The organism is Nitrospira defluvii (genome assembly GCF_905220995.1).
Classification (GTDB): domain Bacteria; phylum Nitrospirota; class Nitrospiria; order Nitrospirales; family Nitrospiraceae; genus Nitrospira_A; species Nitrospira_A defluvii_C.
In genome coordinates this window covers 78,155-97,699 of sequence record NZ_CAJNBJ010000021.1, presented here as the reverse complement: position 1 = coordinate 97,699, position 19,545 = coordinate 78,155, and the positions used below count along the sequence as shown (strand labels likewise).

15 protein-coding genes are annotated in these 19,545 nt (G+C 61.3%); all 15 read left to right on the top strand.

The window, feature by feature from the left end; genetic code table 11:
* Positions 1–34 precede the first annotated feature (34 nt).
* On the top strand, positions 35–1,060 hold the full coding sequence (locus tag KJA79_RS22055; protein WP_213044267.1) for a putative sugar O-methyltransferase: 1,026 nt from the start codon (positions 35–37) through the stop codon (positions 1,058–1,060).
* Positions 1,057–1,761, top strand: coding sequence for an acylneuraminate cytidylyltransferase family protein (locus KJA79_RS22050; RefSeq protein ID WP_213044266.1), 705 nt, complete (start codon positions 1,057–1,059; stop codon positions 1,759–1,761). Before KJA79_RS22055 ends, KJA79_RS22050 begins: the two co-directional genes overlap by 4 nt.
* Entirely contained in the window at positions 1,754–2,800 is a 1,047-nt protein-coding gene (locus KJA79_RS22045; protein WP_213044265.1) for an N-acetylneuraminate synthase family protein, read from the top strand. Before KJA79_RS22050 ends, KJA79_RS22045 begins: the two co-directional genes overlap by 8 nt.
* Positions 2,797–3,948: a UDP-N-acetylglucosamine 2-epimerase gene (gene neuC, locus KJA79_RS22040; RefSeq protein ID WP_213044264.1), complete on the top strand. Its 1,152-nt coding sequence runs from the start codon at positions 2,797–2,799 to the stop codon at positions 3,946–3,948. The genes KJA79_RS22045 and neuC overlap by 4 nt, the downstream gene beginning before the upstream one ends.
* Positions 3,949–4,182: 234 nt before the next feature.
* Positions 4,183–5,187, top strand: a complete 1,005-nt coding sequence (locus KJA79_RS22035) for an NAD-dependent epimerase/dehydratase family protein (protein ID WP_213044263.1) — start codon at positions 4,183–4,185, stop codon at positions 5,185–5,187.
* A 157-nt stretch (positions 5,188–5,344) separates the two neighbouring features.
* On the top strand, positions 5,345–6,937 hold the full coding sequence (locus KJA79_RS22030; protein ID WP_213044262.1) for a hypothetical protein: 1,593 nt from the start codon (positions 5,345–5,347) through the stop codon (positions 6,935–6,937).
* 37 nt (positions 6,938–6,974) lie between these two features.
* Entirely contained in the window at positions 6,975–8,927 is a 1,953-nt protein-coding gene (gene asnB, locus KJA79_RS22025; RefSeq protein ID WP_281412717.1) for an asparagine synthase (glutamine-hydrolyzing), read from the top strand.
* Between the two features lie 86 nt (positions 8,928–9,013).
* Positions 9,014–10,006, top strand: a complete 993-nt coding sequence (locus KJA79_RS22020) for a class I SAM-dependent methyltransferase (protein ID WP_213044260.1) — start codon at positions 9,014–9,016, stop codon at positions 10,004–10,006.
* An 18-nt stretch (positions 10,007–10,024) separates the two neighbouring features.
* The gene (locus KJA79_RS22015) at positions 10,025–11,260 is read left to right on the top strand and encodes a glycosyltransferase (RefSeq protein ID WP_213044259.1); all 1,236 of its coding nucleotides are present in this window, start codon (positions 10,025–10,027) and stop codon (positions 11,258–11,260) included.
* Positions 11,250–12,089, top strand: a complete 840-nt coding sequence (locus KJA79_RS22010; protein WP_213044258.1) for a class I SAM-dependent methyltransferase — start codon at positions 11,250–11,252, stop codon at positions 12,087–12,089. Before KJA79_RS22015 ends, KJA79_RS22010 begins: the two co-directional genes overlap by 11 nt.
* Positions 12,086–13,396 (top strand): glycosyltransferase family protein, encoded by a 1,311-nt coding sequence (locus tag KJA79_RS22005; RefSeq protein WP_213044257.1) that lies wholly within the window; start codon positions 12,086–12,088, stop codon positions 13,394–13,396. Before KJA79_RS22010 ends, KJA79_RS22005 begins: the two co-directional genes overlap by 4 nt.
* Positions 13,397–13,475: 79 nt before the next feature.
* A complete protein-coding gene (locus KJA79_RS22000; RefSeq protein ID WP_246507879.1) occupies positions 13,476–14,300 on the top strand; it encodes a class I SAM-dependent methyltransferase in 825 nt (274 codons plus the stop codon).
* 24 nt (positions 14,301–14,324) lie between these two features.
* Positions 14,325–15,494: a GumK N-terminal domain-containing glycosyltransferase gene (locus KJA79_RS21995; protein ID WP_213044255.1), complete on the top strand. Its 1,170-nt coding sequence runs from the start codon at positions 14,325–14,327 to the stop codon at positions 15,492–15,494.
* A 33-nt stretch (positions 15,495–15,527) separates the two neighbouring features.
* Positions 15,528–16,745 carry a glycosyltransferase family 4 protein gene (locus KJA79_RS21990; protein ID WP_213044254.1) on the top strand — a complete coding sequence of 406 codons (1,218 nt, stop codon included), beginning with the start codon at positions 15,528–15,530 and terminating at the stop codon, positions 16,743–16,745.
* The gene (locus KJA79_RS21985; RefSeq protein WP_213044253.1) at positions 16,720–19,491 is read left to right on the top strand and encodes a glycosyltransferase; all 2,772 of its coding nucleotides are present in this window, start codon (positions 16,720–16,722) and stop codon (positions 19,489–19,491) included. Before KJA79_RS21990 ends, KJA79_RS21985 begins: the two co-directional genes overlap by 26 nt.
* Positions 19,492–19,545: the final 54 nt, after the last annotated feature.

The window sequence follows — 19,545 nt, the reverse complement described above, 5'->3', positions numbered from 1 at the left end:
GACCGACGGCACCTGCGTGAAGTGAGCACAAACGATGTTATGGTCCGTTCGCGACAAGGTGATGTTTCAAACGGTGTTTTCGCCGTCCCGTGCCGAGGCGCTGCAGCTGATGGACTTCGCCCGGTATCTCTGGGCTGAGAACATTGCCGACCAAGTTGTCTCGCATCCGCTCTTCGCACCGTCCGCCTTGTGGCGACACTGGGCCGGCCAATCCTTTGTCGGCCTCTCCCTGGAGAAGCTGCTCTTGCAGGGCGGGCATGCCTTTCCCCATTCCATCGAGGTGGCGGCTGAGGAACGTCCGACCGGCCTGCTGGCTGCGCTGAGGGAGTGCGTGGGGCATGTACGCGGGGCTTCGACCAGGACCCGCATGCGCGAAGGCCGGGATCCCCGTTCGCTCGCAGCGGCCTTCGCACGGCTCTATCCCCAGGCGCACATACCCTCGGAGCATGAATCCTGGTATGCTCGCCATCCGAACCCGTATTTTCGGTGCCTCGAAGCCTATCTGCTGCGGGGGAAGACGGACCTGCCGTCACGAATGCTGGAAGTGGGCGGCGGGGCCTGTGTGAATGTGGCCTTCTACCATAGCCTGAACCGGCGGATGCAGAGCATCGTGGTGGATCTTCCCGAAACCATGTTTTTCGGGTACACCTTCCTGCGGACGGTGTTTCCGGACATGAGGATTCTCTTGCCGCATGAGGTCAACGGCAGCTTCACGCAGGATGCCGATGTGGTCTTTCTTCTTCCGACTCAGACCGATCTCATCCCGGATGAAACCATGGACTTCTGCTTCAACATGGCCTCCTTTCAGGAAATGTCCATGGCGACCGTCAATCACTATCTTGCGCTCATGGCGCGCACACTTCGGGATGAGGGGCGTTTCGTCTCGATGAACTTTGAGATTTCTCGATACTTTAAGGAAAATACGTTGAAGAGTTACGACCTGGCCGGATACCATTCCGAAGCCAAGGCGACGCGCGCACCCTTTAGCTCCGATCTTGCCGGATTCGGATTGAACGTCATTCACCTCGAGGTCGAGAAACGGCGGGCGGGTGAAGCATGAGTGCGTCGCCGCATGTACTCGGGGTCATTCCGGCGCGCGGTGGATCGAAGTCGATTCCGCTCAAGAATATTCGCCCCTTGAACGGAACGCCGTTACTGGCCTTCACGATTCGGGCGGCGACACAGTCGACATTTCTGGATCGGTGCGTCGTGTCGACCGACCATCCTGATATTGTCGCGGCAGCGCGGGCCCATGGCGCAGAGGTGATCGATCGACCGGCTGAATTGGCCACCGATCAGGCGCCCACGGAGGGCGCGTTGCTGCAGGTGTTGGAGGTGCTGGGGCGGCAGGGGTACCGGCCGGAGTATGTCGTGACCTTGGAGCCGACGTCACCGTTTCGGACTGCGGCCTTAATCGATCGCTGCATCGCGACTGCGATAGAGCAACAGGATATCGATTGTGTGTTGACCGTCACAGAAACGCGCAAGTGTTATGGTCGTCTGGTAGACGGCCGGTTCGAGTATCTCTTTCCCAATCAGCCGCGTCGCCGGCAGGAGCGCCAGCCGTTGTACGAGGAGAGCAGTACTGTGTACGTTACCAGGACGACGGCGTTGGAGCGTGACCGGTCCGTGCTTGGCCGATCGAGGGTCGGCGTGGTGGTGACGGATGCACGCGAGGCGCTCGACATCAATGAGCCGTTGGATTTTCTTATAGCGGAAGCGGTACTGGCGCAGCGTCGTCTGGAGGAACAGCATGGCTGAGATTGCATCTATTCCCATCGGTCCCTATCGCATCGGTCCCGACCATGCGCCCTTGGTCATCGCTGAGGCGGCGGTGAATCATCAGGGCGACTTTGAGACAGCGAAGCGGATGGTCTATATCGCCCATGCGATGGGCGCTCACATCATCAAGTTTCAGATCCACGTGCTGGACAATGAGATGTTGCGCGAGACGCCGCAATCCGCCAACTTTGCGGAGCCGCTCTACGTCACGCTGGATAAAACCAATTTGTCCGTCGATCAGCACCGGGAGTTGAAACGACTCTGTGAGTCGCTGGGTATCTTGTATCTCTGTACGCCGTTCAGCCGGATCGGCGCCGATATTCTGGATGAGCTCGGGGTGGTCGCGTATAAGACGGGCTCCGGGGAATTGACCAACTTGCCCTTGATCGAGCATATCGGCCGCAAGGGCAAACCCATGATCGTCTCGACCGGAATGTGTACGATCGAGGAAGTCGGGGAGACGGTGGCGCTGTTGCGGGCGCTGAAGACTCCGTTTGCGTTGACCCACTGTGTCTCCGCCTATCCGACGCCCTATGAACGGGTGAACCTGGGGATGATTGCCCGCTATCGTGAGCTGTTTTCCGTGCCGGTCGGGTTGTCGGATCACTCGCGAGGCATTTACACCGGCATCGGGGCTGCGGCGTTGGGCGCCTGTGTGATCGAGAAGCATTTTACGCTCGACCGGCAACAACCGGGGCCCGACCATCCGGTCTCGATCGAACCTGACGAATTGAGCGAATTGGTGAAAGGGGTGGATGCGGTGTTTCGGGGGCGTGGTGCCGACCGTCAGATTTTCCCGGAAGAACGCGAGATCGTCGCCTGGGCCAGGGAGAGTGTGGTCTCCGAGGTCGCCATTCCGCGCGGCAGCGTGATTACGGAGAAGATGGTGTGGGTGAAGCGGCCGAGTCCCGGTCCCGGTGTCGTGGCGGCGAAGGATCTTCGCAAGGTCATCGGCAAGGTGGCACAAGTGGATATTCCGAAGGACAGCCAGATTCGTTGGGAGCAATTGAACGCATGAAGCCGCGCAAGATCGCCGTCGTATCCGAGGCCAGGGCGACCTATGGGTATGTCAAACGGGTCATGCACCTGATTGAGCAGTCGGAGAAGCTGGAGCTGCAGCTCATCGTGACCGGCATGCATCTGCTGAAGGAATATGGCTCGTCCATCAACGAAATCCTGCGGGACGGATTTACGCCGGCGGCTTGTGTCGACATGTATGTGGGTGGAGACAGTCCCACAGCTTGGTCGAAGTCGTTGGGAGTCGAAATGCAGGGGCTCGCGCAGGTGTTCGATATGTTGAAGCCGGACCTCTTGCTGGTGGCGGGCGATCGGGCGGAGATTCTTGCGGCGACCGTGACGGCAGCATACATGAACATTCCGGTGGCGCATATCCAATCCGGTGACCTGTCCGGTCATATCGACGGGTCGGCGCGGCATGCGATCACCAAACTGGCGCATATCCATCTGCCGGCCTGCGAAGACTCGGCCGAACGGGTACGCAAAATGGGAGAGGAGCCCTGGCGGATTCATAACGTGGGCGCGCCGCAATTGGATGACGTCGTGCAGGGTAAAAAAATGGGTCGCGACGAACTCGCCAAGCAGTTCGGCGTGGATTTCGGCAAGCCGGTGCTGCTCGTGATCCAGCATGCGGTGCTGTCCGAGGTGCACCTGGCCAGGAAGCAGATGGAAGAGACCCTCGCTGCCGTGAAGGACAGCGGGCATCAGGCCCTGGTGATCTATCCCAACGTGGATGCGGCGGGGCAGGAGATCATCAGCGTCATCCGGCAGTATGAGCCGGTCCCGACCATCAAGACCTTTAAGAATCTTGATCGTGAGGTCTTCCTGAGCCTGCTGGCCGCCGTGTCCGTGCTGATCGGCAATTCCAGTGTCGGGATTCTGGAAGCGCCGTCGTTTAAGCTGCCGGCCCTGGATATCGGGAGCCGCCAGACAGGACGTATGCGGGCCTGCAACGTCATTACGGTACCGGAATTCGACCGCCGGTCGATCGGTCAGGCGATCGAGCGTGCGCTCCACGACCGTGAGTTTCGAGCGAAGCTGGCAACCTGCGAGAATCCCTACGGTGACGGACAGAGTTCGGAACGGATCTGCCAAGTGTTGGAAGAGGCGGATCTCAGCCGGTTGCTCAACAAACAGATGACGTACTAGCAGGATGCGGAAACAGTCCGCCAGCGGCGTTCTCGCAAGACACTGCCGCCTCACTTTCTCGGCGGCGTTCACAAACGTGACGCTCCTTCTTCGTCGCGTCGCGGACCTCGCTGCGGCCTTGCTGGACGGTCTTTTTGCGCATCCTGCGTGGTGTATCGACGCGGGACGGTCCGTGGAACCTAATAGCCACGATGATGAAAAAAGTGAGTTTTTCCGCAACCTATTGAGGCCTAGATGGCGATGAATGCTCCTGTCTTGGTGACCGGCGGTGCCGGCTGTATCGGAATTCAGGTCTGCCGCGAATTGGATCGTCGGGGAATAGAGGTGCACCTCTTGGATCTCGGCGAGCAGATCGCCCGGGTACGTCAGGCGCTACCTCCGAAGGTCAAAGTGTTTTACGGATCGATTCTGGACGTCTCGTCGATTCGAGAGGCAATGGACGGGTGCGGGGCCGTGATTCACCTCGCGGCGTTGCTCGGGGTGCGACGGACCGAGGTCAATCGGTTGCGTTGTCTGGAGATCAACGTCGACGGAACAAAGCGAGTATTGGATTGTGCCATTCAGCATCGGATCAAGCGGCTGGTGTTCGCGTCTTCGTCGGAAGTGTACGGCGAACCGATCGAGAACCCCATCACCGAAGAGACCATCACCCAGGGCAAGACCGTGTATGCCGTCAGCAAGCTGGCGGGTGAGGAGCTCTGTATCGGGTATGCGCAGCGGTATCCGGAGTTCGAACATGTCATCCTCCGGTTCTTTAACGCGTACGGGCCCTACCAGGCGGCGCAGTTCGTATTGCCGAAGTTCATTCAGAATGCCATGACCGGCAAGCCGATCGTGATCAACGGCAGCGGGGAGCAGATCCGCTCCTATTGCTACAGTGAAGATACGGGACGGGGCGTCGTCGAGGCGCTCCTCCGGCCGGAGGCGGTCGGCCAGGTGATCAATCTCGGCAACAGCGATCGGCCGATTTCCATCAAGGAACTGGCGAATCTCGTGGTGGCGGCCAGCGGCAATCCGTCGGTGGAAATCCGGTACGCCGGGGATTTTCAAGGGACGGATCGCCATGCCGGCCGCGAGATCCATCGCCGGTACTGTTCCGGGGAGAAGGCCAAACGGTTGCTCGGGTTCGAATCGCGGGTCACGCTGGAAGACGGCATCCGGCGGATCATTGAGATGAACAGCATTTTTGAGAAATGGGAAAGTACTGAACTCCCCTATCTGATCGATGAAATGACCTAGCCGGGATGATGGATGAATCATCCCAGCTGGAAGGGAGAGCTTCGAACGTTCGCCTGCCTTCATGACCCACGGTAATTGGAAAACGACATTCAAGCGTGCTCTTGCCAGCGCCAGGTTGCTTCCCGCTGCCCGATCTTTTCATTATCACGTCAGACGGATGGTCGACCCTGCCTTCCGTGAGCAGGAAGCCAGACGGCAAGGGGAGTATCTCCGGTTTGATGCCGAACATGGTGCGGCATTCCGGCGCGGCGCTCCTCCTGCGACGCAGGTTCAGCAGCGGGTGCTGGTCGTCAGTTCGGGCTCGCTGGGATTGCTGGTCGAGATCGCGTTGGTGAAAGCCATCCAAGCCGCCGGGTATCGCCCGGTGATCCTCACGGACTATGACCGATGGGTCGACCTCTACTATCGGGCAGCCGGTGTGGAGGAGGTGTCGTACTGGGAAGAGTGGCAGCGGCCGGTTTCACGAGCCGAGGCTGCCGCGATGATGAACGGTCTTGGGTCTTTCGAACAGTTCATTCAAGCCGACTATGGCGGCGCGCGGATCGGCAAGTATGCGGCCTCGACTGGGTTGCGCCATCTGCGTGTCGGCCGTCTGGATCTGTCCAGCCCCCCGGTGCGCGAGGCGCTGCTGCCCTTTCTCCATAGTGCCATGTCTTCCACCCGGGCGGCGCAAGAGATTGTGGCAACTGTGAAGCCGGATCTCGTGCTCTCGGTCGATCCGGGCTATACGCCTCGGGGGGAGTTGTTCGACGTGTGCCTGACAGCGGGGATCGATACCATCACCTGGAATGCCGCGCACAAGAACAACAGCCTCATGCTGAAGCGGTATCGGCAATCGAATCGCGATGTGCATCCGGCGTCGCTCTCGTCCGACACCTGGCGCGAGCTGAAGACGCGGCCCTGGACCGACGTGGAGCGAGCGCGATTGCGCCAAGAACTCGTCGGCAGTTATCAAAGCGGCGAATGGTACAGCGAGGTCGGCACGCAATTTCATACGGCCAGTCAGGATGCGGCGGAGGTTCGCCGGGCGCTGGCCCTGGACGAGGGCAAGAAGACGGCCGTCATTTTTCCCCATATCTTCTGGGACGGCACGTTTTTCTACGGGACTGACCTGTTTGAGAGTTATGAAGAATGGTTCATCGAAACCATGAAGGTGGCCTGCGCGAACAAGCAGGTGAATTGGGTCGTGAAGATCCATCCGGCCAATCTCGTCAAGAACGCGCGGGACGGGGTCGGTGCGGAACCATCCGAACTCGTCGCTCTTCGTTCGCTGGGAGCAGTCGTGCCGTCCCATGTAAGGATCATTCAGCCGGACAGCCGCATGAGCACCCTCTCACTGTACAGCGTGATGGACTATTGCGTGACCGTGCGTGGAACGGTGGGTATCGAGGCCGCCAGCTTCGGCATTCCGGTGTTCACCGCGGGCACGGGGCGATATGACCGCCGTGGATTCACGATCGACTCCGACACACGGACGCAATATCTGGATCGCCTCAGGCGGATTCATGAGACCCCGCCCATGTCTGCCGATCAACGGGATCTCGCCGAGCGGTTTGCCTACGGGATCTTCCTCGCCAGGCCGTTCAGTCTGCGCACCGTGACGATGGAATTTCAGCGTGATGCCAAGGTGAGTTTGCAATCGACCGTGCATGTGCCGAACGGACAGGACCCGGCAACGGCGCCGGACCTCAGACTGCTGACCGACTGGGTCCGCAGCGGCACGGAAGATTTTCTGTCGCCGTTGTCCTAAGGTATGCCGGCGTCGCAGGCTGTGAGAGGTCGTCGTCATGTGCGGAATAGCGGGAATGGTGGGACCGGGATCGGCCCAACTGGTGCGCGTCATGACGCAGGCGCTGGTGCACCGTGGGCCGGACGATGTCGGGTACTACGACGACCCTTCCTCGCATGTCGGTTTAGGCATGCAGCGGCTCAGCATTCTGGACCTCGAACATGGGCACCAACCCATGCCCAACCAGGACCGATCCGTATGGATCGTCTACAACGGGGAGATTTTTAACTCGCCGGAATTGCGACGGCGTCTCGAACAGAAACAGCATCGATTCGTGACGGACAATTCCGATACGGAAACGCTGTTGCAGCTCTACGACGACAAGCAGGAGGACATGCTGGGGGACTTGAACGGCATGTTCGCGTTTGTGCTCCATGACAAGCGGCGGAACCTATTGTTCGGCGCTCGCGACCGGATGGGGATCAAGCCCCTCTACTACGCCAAGACGCCTTCGGCGTTTGCGTTTGCCTCGGAACTCAAAAGTCTGCTCACGGTGCCGAGCCTGAGACGCGATCTCGACCGGGCCAGCCTGTTTCACTATCTCACCCTGCGGTTTGTTCCCGGCACTTCCTCCATCGTCAAGGGGGTGTCGCGTCTCGCGCCGGGGCACTGGTTTCGATACGAGTTGGAGACCGGCAAGTTCGAGACGCAGCGCTATTGGCGGCCGTCGTTTGCCTCGCAAGAAGAGCGATCGGTCGGGGAATGGACAGAACTGGTGCGGACGGAGTTGCGGGCCGCCGTGCAGCGCTGGAGCCTGAGCGATGTGCCGATCGGCTGTTCCTTGTCCGGCGGGCTGGATTCCTCCAGCATCGTGGGGTTGCTGGCCGAGAGCGGTCATTCGAAGCTCAAGACCTATTCGCTGGGATTCGAGGGGGCGGCCGAGCTGGATGAATTGCCGCTGGCGAGGAAAGTCGCGGAGCGTTGGGGCACCGATCACCACGAACTGATCTTACGCCCCGACGATTTGCTCCGCGATCTCCTGAAGATGGTCTGGTTTTTGGACGAGCCGTACGGAGGCGGGTTGCCCTCCTGGTACGTGTTTCAGTTTATGCATCGGGACGTGAAAGTCGGTATGACAGGGACGGGAGGCGACGAGCTTTTCGGCGACTACGGACGGTACATCGGCCTGGAGCGGCGACTCGCGGGCCAGCAAGCGGAAACCGCCGCCCCGCAAGCCTCAGCCTGGCTGGATCGCTGTTGGCCCCTGGTCTCTTCGTTGGTCAATCGCCTTCCGCATGGCGTCGGTGGATGGCGGGCGCGGGAACGGTGGCGCCACTGGCCGCAGATCGGGCGAGATCCGTTTCAGTGGGAGTATGTGCAGGCGTTCTACTATTTCTCTGATGCCATGAAGCGGAATGAGGTCCTGACGGGTGAGGGCGGCGAGCAATCGACGGATACCACGGAGTTCCTGCGACGGCTGTACGAAGAAGCCGACGGTGTGCTGCCGCGCGATGGGCTGATGCAGCTGGCGCTGCGAACCCAGTTGCCCGAAGAGTTTCTGTTCATGACGGATCGGTTTTCCATGGCGCATTCGCTGGAAGCGCGCGTGCCGTTTTTGGATCAGGTCTTTGTCGACATGATGTTGCGGATTCCCGCCGGAGTTCGCACCAGACCGGAAGATCCGAAGTACCTGCTGCGACAGGCCGTGCGCGATCTGTTACCGGAGGAATTGCTGCATGCACCCAAACGTGGCTTTGTGCTTCCCACGGCTCAGTGGTTGCGCGGTCCGCTACGCCCGTTGACGAAGCGGTTGTTGGCTCCGGCCCGGCTGACCGAACAGGGGTTGTTCAAGCCTGAGTTCTACGCGCGCGTGGTCGAGCCACATCTTCGAGGGCAGGCCGACTATCATCCCCAGATCTGGACCCTGTTGATGTTTCAGCTCTGGCACAGTCTGTATATCGAACGAACACTCACCCAATGCCCCAGTTTTTCCTGGCGGGAATTATGTTAAAGCAATACGTGCAGGCACGGATGTGGTGATCACCGGGGCATCGGCGGAGTGGTGGATTCCATAGAAAAGGAGCCAGTCGAAAGAAGATGCGTCGGGAGCATATCGAGGAATTGGTCTGTCCGTGCGGGCCGCACGGACTCACGTTGCAGCACGGCGCCATTGAAGAACAGGGAGAAATCAAGACCGGAGAACTGCGGTGTTCCGAGGATGGCCTGACCGTGCCGATCCGGGGCTTCGTTCCGCGGTTTGTGCCGGACAGCGGTTATTCGGAAAACTTTGGTGAGCAGTGGAATCGGTTTCGCCGCACGCAGCTGGACAAGTTCAACGGCACGACCCTCTCCAAAGAGCGCTTCTACAGCGGCACGGGTTGGTCGCCGGACGAGTTGAAGGGGGCCAGGGTGTTGGAAGCCGGTTGTGGCGCCGGGCGTTTTACGCAGGTCATGCTCGATGCCGGGGCGCAGGTGTACTCGGTCGACTTGAGTTCAGCGGTGGATGCGTGCCTGGCGAACAACGGCCCGCGTGAGCACTTGTGCGTCGCTCAGGCCGATCTGTGTCGGATACCGTTCCGGCGGCACTCCTTCGACAAGGTGTTCTGTTACGGCGTGTTGCAACATACGCCGGATCCTCGTGCCTCCTTCATGAACCTTGTGCCGTTTCTGAAACCGGGCGGCGAGCTGGCGGTCGATGTCTATCTCAAAGGCTGGGCGATGGAGCCGTACAAGAGTAAGTATTTGTATCGTCCACTCACGACACGGATGCCGCGGAATCTGTTGTTTCGATTGTTGCAGTGGTATATCCCGAAATGGCTGCCGCTGGATACGTTCATCAAACGACTGCCGCTGGTCGGGCGCGTGCTCGGCATGGGGGTCCCCTGTTGGAATTACCACTACCTGCCGCTGTCCCATGAGCAGCAGGTTGAATGGGCCATCCTTGATACGTTCGACGCGTTGGCGCCGGTCTACGACGATCCGCAAACTCCCGACGCGGTCGCTGAATGGTTCCGGAGCGCGCAGTTGACGGATGTGCGGGTACGAATCGGAGGCAACGGGGTGCTGGGAAACGGGAAGGCCCCGGCCTGACCGCCCGCGCCGATTGTTATGAATATTCTCCATCTCAGCACGGAATATAATCTGGGGGGATCCGGGCGGGCCGCGCATCGTATCCATTCCAGCCTCCTGAGGCGGGGACATACGTCGCGCATGTTGGTGTCGGGATTGGTGTATGGGGTGCCGGAGGCCGGGCCGATCTGGCAAACCCTGCCCTGGCGTGCGGGAGACTGGCTCGCGCGCAGTCTCACGGAGGCGTTGAGTCTCCAGTATCTGTTCTTGCCCTCGTCCTGGGCCCTCCTGCGGCATCCCTGGTTTCGCGCGGCGGATGTCGTGCAGCTCTACAATACGCACGGCGGCTATTTCAGTCACTCGGTGCTGGGCGTCGCAAGCCGGCGGAAGCCGTTCGTCTGGCGGTTGTCGGACATGTGGCCGTTGACGGGCCATTGTTGTTATTCCTACGAGTGCGATCGCTGGAAGACCGGGTGTGGGACCTGTCCGCTGCTGAGCGATGAGCCGGCGTTGCGCGAGGATCGCACGGCGCTGCTGTGGCGAGCGAAGCGGCGCATCTACGCAGACGCGAAGGTGACGCTGGTGGCCCCTTCGCGCTGGATCGCGGGTCTTGCCGCCCAAAGCCCGTTGGCGCAGCATTGGCCGCTGGAGCTCATTCCGAACGGACTCAATCTCAAGGTGTTTCGTCCCATCCAGCGAGCGGCTGCCCGGGAAGTCCTCGGCCTCCCGCAGGAGGAGGCGCTGATCCTGTTCAGTTCAGTGGAGACCAGGGCTCATCGGAAGGGTGGCACTTTTGTGGCGGAGGCTGTTCAGCGGCTGAAAGGAAACACCCGTAGCCCGTTTCGATTGCTGGTCGTGGGCAACCGAGCCTCCGAGTGGGAGAAGGTCGTCGATGTTCCTGTCACCGCGATCGATGCGATCAAGGACGATCATCTGTTGGCCACTGTGTATTCAGCGGCGGATGTCTTTGTACATCCGGCTCTGGCGGACAATCTGCCGAACGGGGTGCTGGAGAGTCTGGCCTGCGGCACGCCGGTCGTGGCGTTCGACGTGGGTGGTGTCGGGGAAGCCGTGCGGCCGATGGAGACGGGGTACCTCGCACGCCACAAAGATGCGCAGGATTTGGCGGCTGGGTTACAACAGCTGTTGGATGATGACGATCTCCGGCGCCGTCTCGGCAGGCGCGGTCGAGCCGTGGCGGAGGCGGAGTACGACATGGAGCTACAGACACAACGCTTTGAAGCCTTGTATCAGCGGGTGCTCCGTGACCGATAGCCGGTTGGTGCGGTTTCCCGAAACCTCGTATGGAATCGTCAAGCGCTGGCAAACGATCGAGGCGTGGACAGAGACGGTGGCGCGCCGCCGGAGAAAATCTTCGCTCACGGTGTTGGACTATGGCTGCGGCACCGGCGATCACGTGACCTATCCTCTGGCCTGCCTGGGGCATCACGTGCTGGGCGTGGATGTGCATGAGGAGTCGATTCGCCAGGCTTCGGTCCGGTATCAGTCGCCGACACTTTCGTTTCGGCTCGCGGACATCGAAGCGCTGGTGAACGATGGGGCGCGGTTTGATCTGGTGGTCTGTTCGGAGGTGCTGGAGCACCTCTACCACCCAAGGAAATTTTTGGACATGCTCACCCGGGTACTGGAGCCGGGCGGCGGCGTGATCATCACCACGCCCAATGGCTACGGCTCGTTCGAGTGGTTGAGCAGTCTTCACGGACTGCTTGCCCGTGCCGGAATCCATGGCTTGCTTCGGCGGGTGGCCCATGCCTGTTCGCCTTCCCGCAAGGCCGCCACGACGCCGGAGGCCGAAGCGGAAACAGTCGTGCCGACGACTGGCTTCTTAAATATGGACTCGACGCACGTGCAGTTTTTCCGGATCGGTGAACTCGAACGGATATTTTTCGACGGTGGATTTCGCATTATCGAGCGGAGGGCCCGCACGCTATTGTGTGGTCCCTACGTGGATGTGCTCTTTCGCCTGGCGCCCTGGGAGCCGGCGTTGTGTCGCGCGAACAACCGGCTGGCGGATCTGCTGCCGTTCTCCTGGGCGGCAGATTGGATGTTCCTGCTGGAGCATCGCGGGGCGGGGGCGCAGTGAACCAGGAATTGCCGCGGGTTCTGATCGTCACGTCGAACAATTTCAATCTTGTCACCGGCGGCGGCATTACGCTGAGCAATCTGTTCCGCGGATGGCCGCATGACCGATTGGCGAACCTGCATGAAGATGTCTTGCCGGACGATCACAGCGTCTGCCGCACCTTTTATCGATTGACGGAAGAGGAAGTCCGCTGGGTCTGGCCCTTTTCCTTGGTGCGTACCTGGTACGGCCGCAAGAAGCAGCAGGCTCTCGTGAGCGAAGGCGGCCCTTCCGGCTCAGCCGGGCCGGGCTGGCTGAGCTCGCTCAAGCGGCTCATCGGCGACGGCGCGCCGAAGCGGGCGCGACTGACGCCGGCACTCATCGACTGGGTGGAGCGATTCCGTCCGACCCTCCTGTACGGCTTTCTCGGCTCGCTGGAGCAGCTCACGCTCACCAGGGCATTGGCAAAGCGCTTCAAGGTTCCCCTCGTCATCCACATGATGGATGATTGGCCCGCGGTCCTGTATCGCGGCGGGTTGTTGAGCCCGGTCATGGGACCAGTGATCCGGCACGAACTTCGCTGTGTCCTGAGGGAGGCGCGTGGCCGTTTTGCGATTTGTGACGCCATGTGTGAGGAGTATGAACAGCGTTACGGGTACCCGTTTCACTCATTTCAAAACGCCCTGGTTCCCGCGGAGTGGTTGCCGCATGCCCGGACCCAATGGCAAGCCGGACAGCCGTTCGTGGTGCGGTATGTCGGCTCCATCGTGCCGGACGGACAAAAGGAAAGCCTTCGCGATATCGCGCAGGCGGTGGCGGAGATGCGGGCGGCTGGACGACAGATCGAGTTGCATATCCATTCTCCGCAAAGGGATACGGAGTATCTCCGATCGTTAGAGTTGCCCTCCGAGGCGATCAGGATCGAGGGACCGCCGGAGTCCTCGATCGTCCCGCGGTTGTTGGCGGAATCGGACCTGTTGTTGCTTCCCTATAATTTCGATGCGCGAAGCGCCCGCTACATCCGGCTGTCGCTTCCGACGAAGGCGCCGGCCTATATGATTTCCGGCACTCCGGTTTTGGTGTATGCTCCGGCCGATGTGGCGACCGCCCAATATGCGACCCGCGAAGCGTGGGGCTATGTCGTATCGGAGCAGGGACAGGAGGCCGTGAAGGCGGGTCTGACGCGGCTGATGGATGATGCGTCGCTGCGGGAGCGGCTGGGGCGACGAGCCCAGGCGGTGGCGGTGGCACGGCACGATGCCGAACGGGTGCGCAGGGAGTTTTGGCGGAGTCTGACCGCGGCGGCAGCAACGGTGTCCCCGAGCTGAGCGAGCGGCTGACGAGCACACCCGACGGTGCGGAGACGGCGTCGATCGATGGACGCGCGGCAGAACCGCTGATGTGGAGATGATGAGCAAGGTGGACGAATCTCAGCGAACAGGCGCGAATGCTGCGGCAGGGCAGGCAGCATCGTCTCCGAATGACGATGTCCGGCGCTATTGGGACCAGGGCGCGTGCGGCACCTACGACTATATCGTGGGATCGTTACCGGCATTGAGCCGCGAGTGGTTTGCGCAGATCGAGCGGCATCGGTATGCCGTGGAACCCTGTATCCCGACTGTTGCGCAGTTCGAGACTCATCGAGGTAAGACCGTCCTGGAGGTCGGGGTCGGGGCCGGTACGGATCACCTGCAATGGGCTCGTGCCGGCGCGGTCTGTTATGGTGTGGACCTCACTCAACGCGCCATCGAGACGACGCGGGCGCATCTCGCATTGCACGGGCTGAGTTCGACACTGCAACGTATCGATGCTGAAACCTTGCCGTTTCCCGATGCGACCTTCGATGTGGTGTACTCCTGGGGCGTCATCCACCACTCCGCCCATCCAGAACAGATCGTTCGGGAAATCCGGCGAGTGCTGAAGCCTGATGGCCTGTTCATCGGGATGGTCTATGCGCGACATTCACTCGTTGCGTTCAAGTTGTGGATCAAACATGCGCTGTTGAAGGGCCGGCCCTGGACCTCATGGGCCGACCTGGTGGCGAACCACATGGAGAGCCCGGGCACAAAAGCCTATACCGTCGCGGAAGTCCAACAGGTGTGGTCGGGGTTTTCGTCCTGCGAGACCCAGCAGATCGTCACGGTCTACGACTGCAGTTGGTTTCCTCGCTGGATGCACCGGCTGTTCCCCGATTCTTGGGGCTGGTTTATCGTGGTGCGCTCGCGAAAGTAACCGGGCACGCGGGGGGAATGGTCGATGCCACGCAGACGAGTGTTGATGGCCACCGTGAACCAGTGGCATTCGCCCTTTCAGGTAGGCAGCCACCACCTGGCTCGCGGCTTTGCCGAGGCGGGATGGGAGGTTGGGTTCGTCTCGGAGCCGATTTCCCCCTGGCATCTGCTGGGCGGGAATGCGGAGGAATTCAAGGATCGGTATCACCTCTATCGCAGCGGTGGCGCGCGCGTTGTACCGGGAAAGGTCTGGGCCTATGTGCCGGGCGCGCTCTTCACGCCGCACAATAAGCCGGTGCTCAACCAACCCTGGATCGCCGAACAGTGGAGTCGACTGACCATGCCCAATCTTGTCGGCACGTTGCGACAACAGGGCTTTGGCGAGGTGGACGTGCTCTATTGCGACAGTGTGGTCCACCAGGGCTGGCTGAAGCATATTCGAGCCGGCAAGTCGGTCTATCGCATCGCCGACGCCTTGTCCGGCTTTGCGAAGACCACACCGGCCATTGTGCAATTAGAGCGGATGGTGGCCCGCTCGGTCGACCTGGTGGTCTATGCCGCCCACAGCCTTGAAGGCTACGTGAAGGCGCTGCGGCCGACGTCGATGGCCTATCTGCCCAACGCAGTCAATTATGCGCATTTCAGCGCAGCGACACGAGAGTGCCCGCAAGACTACTCCGGGATCCCACGGCCGATTGCCGTCTATGTCGGCGCAATGGATGTCTGGTTCGATTACCGCTTGATGGACGAGGTCCTGGACCGGCTGCCTCATGTGTCGTTTGTCTTGATCGGCCCGGATGAGTTGGCGAGGCAGCGCTTGCGCCCGCGCCCCAACCTGCATCTGTTGGGGCGGCGGCCCTACGCCGATGTGCCGGCCTATCTGCAGCATGCGGATGTCGGTCTCATTCCATTCGATGTGGTGAACCATGCGGAGTTGGTCAACAGCATTCACCCCCTCAAGTTGTACGAGTATGCCGCCTGCGGTCTGCCGATCGTGGCGACGGAATGGGAAGAATTGACGCATCTCAAGAGCCCGGCGCAGCTGTGTCGAGGAACCGAAGCCTTTTCGCGTGCCATCGAGCAGGCGCTGGCGAGTCCGCCGGCTCGGACTGCATTACAGGCCTATGCGGCGGATCACGACTGGAGTGCTCGGGTGTCCAGCCTGCTGAAAGCACTCGGTGTTCCGGCTGAGTAACCCGCCGCGGACTCTGTGGTCGACGGAGTGAATGTGAACATTGTCGTCGTCAGTGATTTCGCCCATGTGAACGGTGGAAACGCCGCGGTGGCCTTGGGGAGCGCCGTCGGCCTGGCGGCCAGAGGGCATGCGGTGACGCTGTTCGCCGGTGCCGGTCCCGTCGACAACCGAATCAAAGCCAGTTCGATTGACGTTGTCTGCACCGACCAGTATTCCATTGCCGACGATCCGCGCCGGTTGCGCGCGATGGTGCAGGGAATGTGGAATGTCGGGGCCGCGCGGGCGATGGGCACGTTGTTACGGCGCATGGACCTCGACCGCACGGTGGTGCATGTGCACGGGTGGGACAAGGTGCTCTCCAGCAGTGTGGTCCGGACTGCCCTGTCGATGGGGGCGAAGGTCGTCTGTACGTATCATGATTATGTGTCGGTCTGTCCGACCGGCGGGTTTTACAACCATCCGAAGGATATGATTTGCGGACTGCGACCGCTCTCCGCCGCCTGTGTGTTTGAAGGCTGTGACCGGCGGAATGCCGCGCACAAGTGGTGGCGGGTCGCCAGAAGCGCGGTCCAGCGGCAATGGGGTGGAATTCCTGAGGAGGTGAAACACGTCGTGGTCGTGTCCGACTTCAGCCGGCGGATTCTCAGCCCGTTTTTCCCTGACGGGACGCAGGTGCATCACGTGCGGAATATGATCGAGGTGACGCGGGCCGAGCCGGTCGAGCCTGAATCGAACAAGCCCTTCGTGATGGTCGGACGTCTGTCGCGTGAAAAAGGCCCGCACCTTCTGGCCGCGGTCGCGCAGCAAACCGACTGGCCTGTCCGTTTTGTGGGCGAAGGCGAGAGCGCCGCGGAGGTTCGCCGTCTAGCTCCGGCCGCCACCCTGACCGGTTGGCTGTCCCGCGAGCTGGTGACGCAGGAATTGTCCGGTGCGCGTGCCGTAATTTTCCCGTCTTTGTGGTATGAGACCGAAGGATTGGTCGTGTTGGAGGCCGCCGCGCTCGGGGTCCCGGCAGTGGTGGCGGATTCCTGTGCAGCGCGCGATCTGGTGATCGACGGGGAGACGGGGCTGTATTTTCGAGGGGGAGATGCGAGGGCGCTTCAGGCGGTCATGACGCGGTTACAGGATGATCAATTCGTGCGACGATTGGGTCGTGCCGCCCACCAGCACTATTGGCGTCATCCCCGTTCGCGTGAGAAGCATGTAGCTGATCTTGAGGAGGTCTATGCGCAGGTTCTATCCGGTCACTAAGGGGCCGTCCGATAGATTCTCTGTGCCGCATGAGGCGGTACGCGTGGAGGAGGACGGTTTCGCCGCGTCGGACCTTATCGGGCTGGCGCTTCTCGGTGGTCTGCTCTGTTCGCCGCTGCTCTTCAAGTTTCGCCTGACGGACAGCATCGTGCTGCATCCGTTCGTGCCCCTCCTGGCGGCGGCATGGGTCTGGGTGGCATGGGAGAGTCGGCGCACATGGTCGTCGCTGAGGCAAGGCTGGTACGTCGCCGAGTGGCAGGTGTGGAACGTGCCGGTGCTGTTGCTCGGACTCTCGGTCGCGGGCCTCTTGCTCAGTCTGGCCGTCAATTCGATCTGGCTTGCTTCTTTTCAAAAGACCGGCCTATTGCTGCTCATAAAGTGGGTGCTCTACCTTGCGCCGCTTCCGCTGGCGGCCTTGTTGACCCTTCGCTGTCCTCTGGCGGTCATCAGGCTTGTGAGTTATCTCGTGCCGCCAGTGGCGTTCGGCACCCTGTGTTATTCCGCGTTCAGGCTGTGGCAAGCGCTGGAAGGCCACTACACGAATATCTATACGGACGGGGCGTCGATCTTCTTTGCCATGGGGACGTTTGCGGAAGTGTGGTCATTCGATGGACTGTCGGTCAGAAGCGATGCGATGGGCCACACGGCTTATGGCATGTATCTGGTCTGTACGCTGATGTTCAGCTGCTGTCTGGCGCTGTTCAGCGGCTGGAACGGCCTCGTAAACTCGCGGTATGCCGCGGGCCAAGTCGGCGTGCTAGGCCCCCTCGCCTTGAGCGGCATCCTGTTGAGCGGGTCGCGCACCAGCCTGCTCGCGCTGGCCGTCTCGCTGTGCGGGTTGTTCGTGCTGCTGCGGCTGAATCCTGGTGCGTTGTTGTCTGCGCGCCGACGCCTGCTCTGCGCCGTCCTGCTCGTGGTCGTGCCGCTTGTGTTGTTGTCTGTCACCGCCCTCTTCCGTACCGCCTTGCCGACCCTGGAGAGACTGCAGGAGACGCTGATCGGCCGGTTGGACATTACGCAAAATGTCACAGGGGAGGCCACGCCGGTTTTGGCGGATCATGCGCCCACCAGGCAATCCGTCAGGAATGTGCAGACTCGGTTGTGGATTTGGGGGCAGTCGATCCGTCATCTCCTTGCCCATCCGGAGACCGTGATCTGGGGCATCGGGTACGATCGTCGGCGGTTCGTGGAGACTGTCGTCGGGCTTCCCTACGAGGGCTCCAACGTCAATCTCCAAACCGCGCATAATCTTTTTCTCGACATTTTGCTCAAGGGCGGCGTCGGGCCGCTGCTTCCGCTCCTGCTCGCCTGTGCCTGGTTGTTCTGGAGTGCCGTGAAAAGCGTGCTGATCCCCGTGCGTGGCCGGGAGTCGATCGCCCGCATCGGTTTGGGGTGGATGCTCATTGCGTTCTGGCCCGCGGTGCTGGCTTGTAGCCTGGCCGGTGAGGAGCTGCTCACCGACAATCTGCTGCTGCATTGGACGACGTTGTTCGGTCTGTTGCTCGGCTTGGTAGGCTTGGCCTTATCGGACTGGCTTCCGAACCGCATGTTGCACATGACCGCCCGAGCCGGAATCGGCGGCGGGCCGGCCTATGTGACGGCGGTCGTACGGCATCAGCAACAGGCCGGAACTCAGGTGCGGGTGTTTTGTTCCGACGAGCAGCCGTTCGTGGGTATCTGGCGAGGCATGGGGGTGGAGGTCTCGGTGTTGCCCATGCGGCGGCCGAACGCACGCTCGGTCTGGCGCTTGCTCACGGAACTGTTGCGGGCACCGGCGCCCATCCATGCTCATGGGCGCGGCGCGGCCTTTTTCGCCTTCTGGGTCAAGGTCTTGGTGCGCATTCCGGTGCTCTATACCCCGCATGGTCCGCACTATGCGTTTGCGCGAGGGTGGCGATATACCAGTGCGTGGGTGATGGAATGTCTCTTTCGCCTGGTCTTCGATGCGGTGCTCTATGTGTCGCCCGGGGAGCAGGCGCTTGCGGCTGCACATCATCTTCCCGTCGGCCGTTCGCGCGTGGTGGTGACAGGACTACTGGATGAGGGGCGGACAATACCTCACGCTTCTGTCGCGCGGGATGCCCTGCATCGCGAGTGGGCCTTGCCTCCCGATCGGTTCGTGATCGGCTGGATCGGGCGATTCGACTACGCCAAGGGGTTGGACCTGTTGTTGGCGTCCATGCCGGCCGTTGCGGCGAAGCTTCCCAGCGCCGTCTGGGTGATCATCGGTGATGGAGACGGAGATGGCTGCGGCGAAACGTACCGCCGTGGGTTGGATGCGGCGCTCGTCGGCCGAGTCCTGTTCCTGGGGAGCCGAACGGATGCCGATCGGCTGATCCCGGGCTTTGATCTGTATGTCTCCACCTCACGATGGGAGGGGCTGCCGCTCGTGTTGCTGGAAGTGATGGAGCAGGGGGTGCCCATTGTCGCCAGCGACGTGGTGGGAAATCGCGATGTGCTGAGCGGCTGGGGTGTGCTCTTCGCGGCCAATGATACGGCCGCGGCGGCCGCGGCGCAGCTGCGCGTGGCCACCGATGCCTCGTTGCGCGCGCAATTGATCGAGACGGGGCGTCATGTGCGCCAGACCGACTTTTCCCTGTCGCGGATGTTGGCGGTCTTGGATGGGGTGTACTGTGACGTGCTGGGGCCAAGAGTTTCAGGTTTGCGACGGAGTGAACAGCAGGAGGCGGCAGCACGGCTGCGCACGTTGGGACAATACCCCGCCGAGACGCCGTTACCTGGGTAGAGGATGAAGCGGTGTCGGTATGGTGCGCGCACGACTCGTCCAGCCAGGGATCGC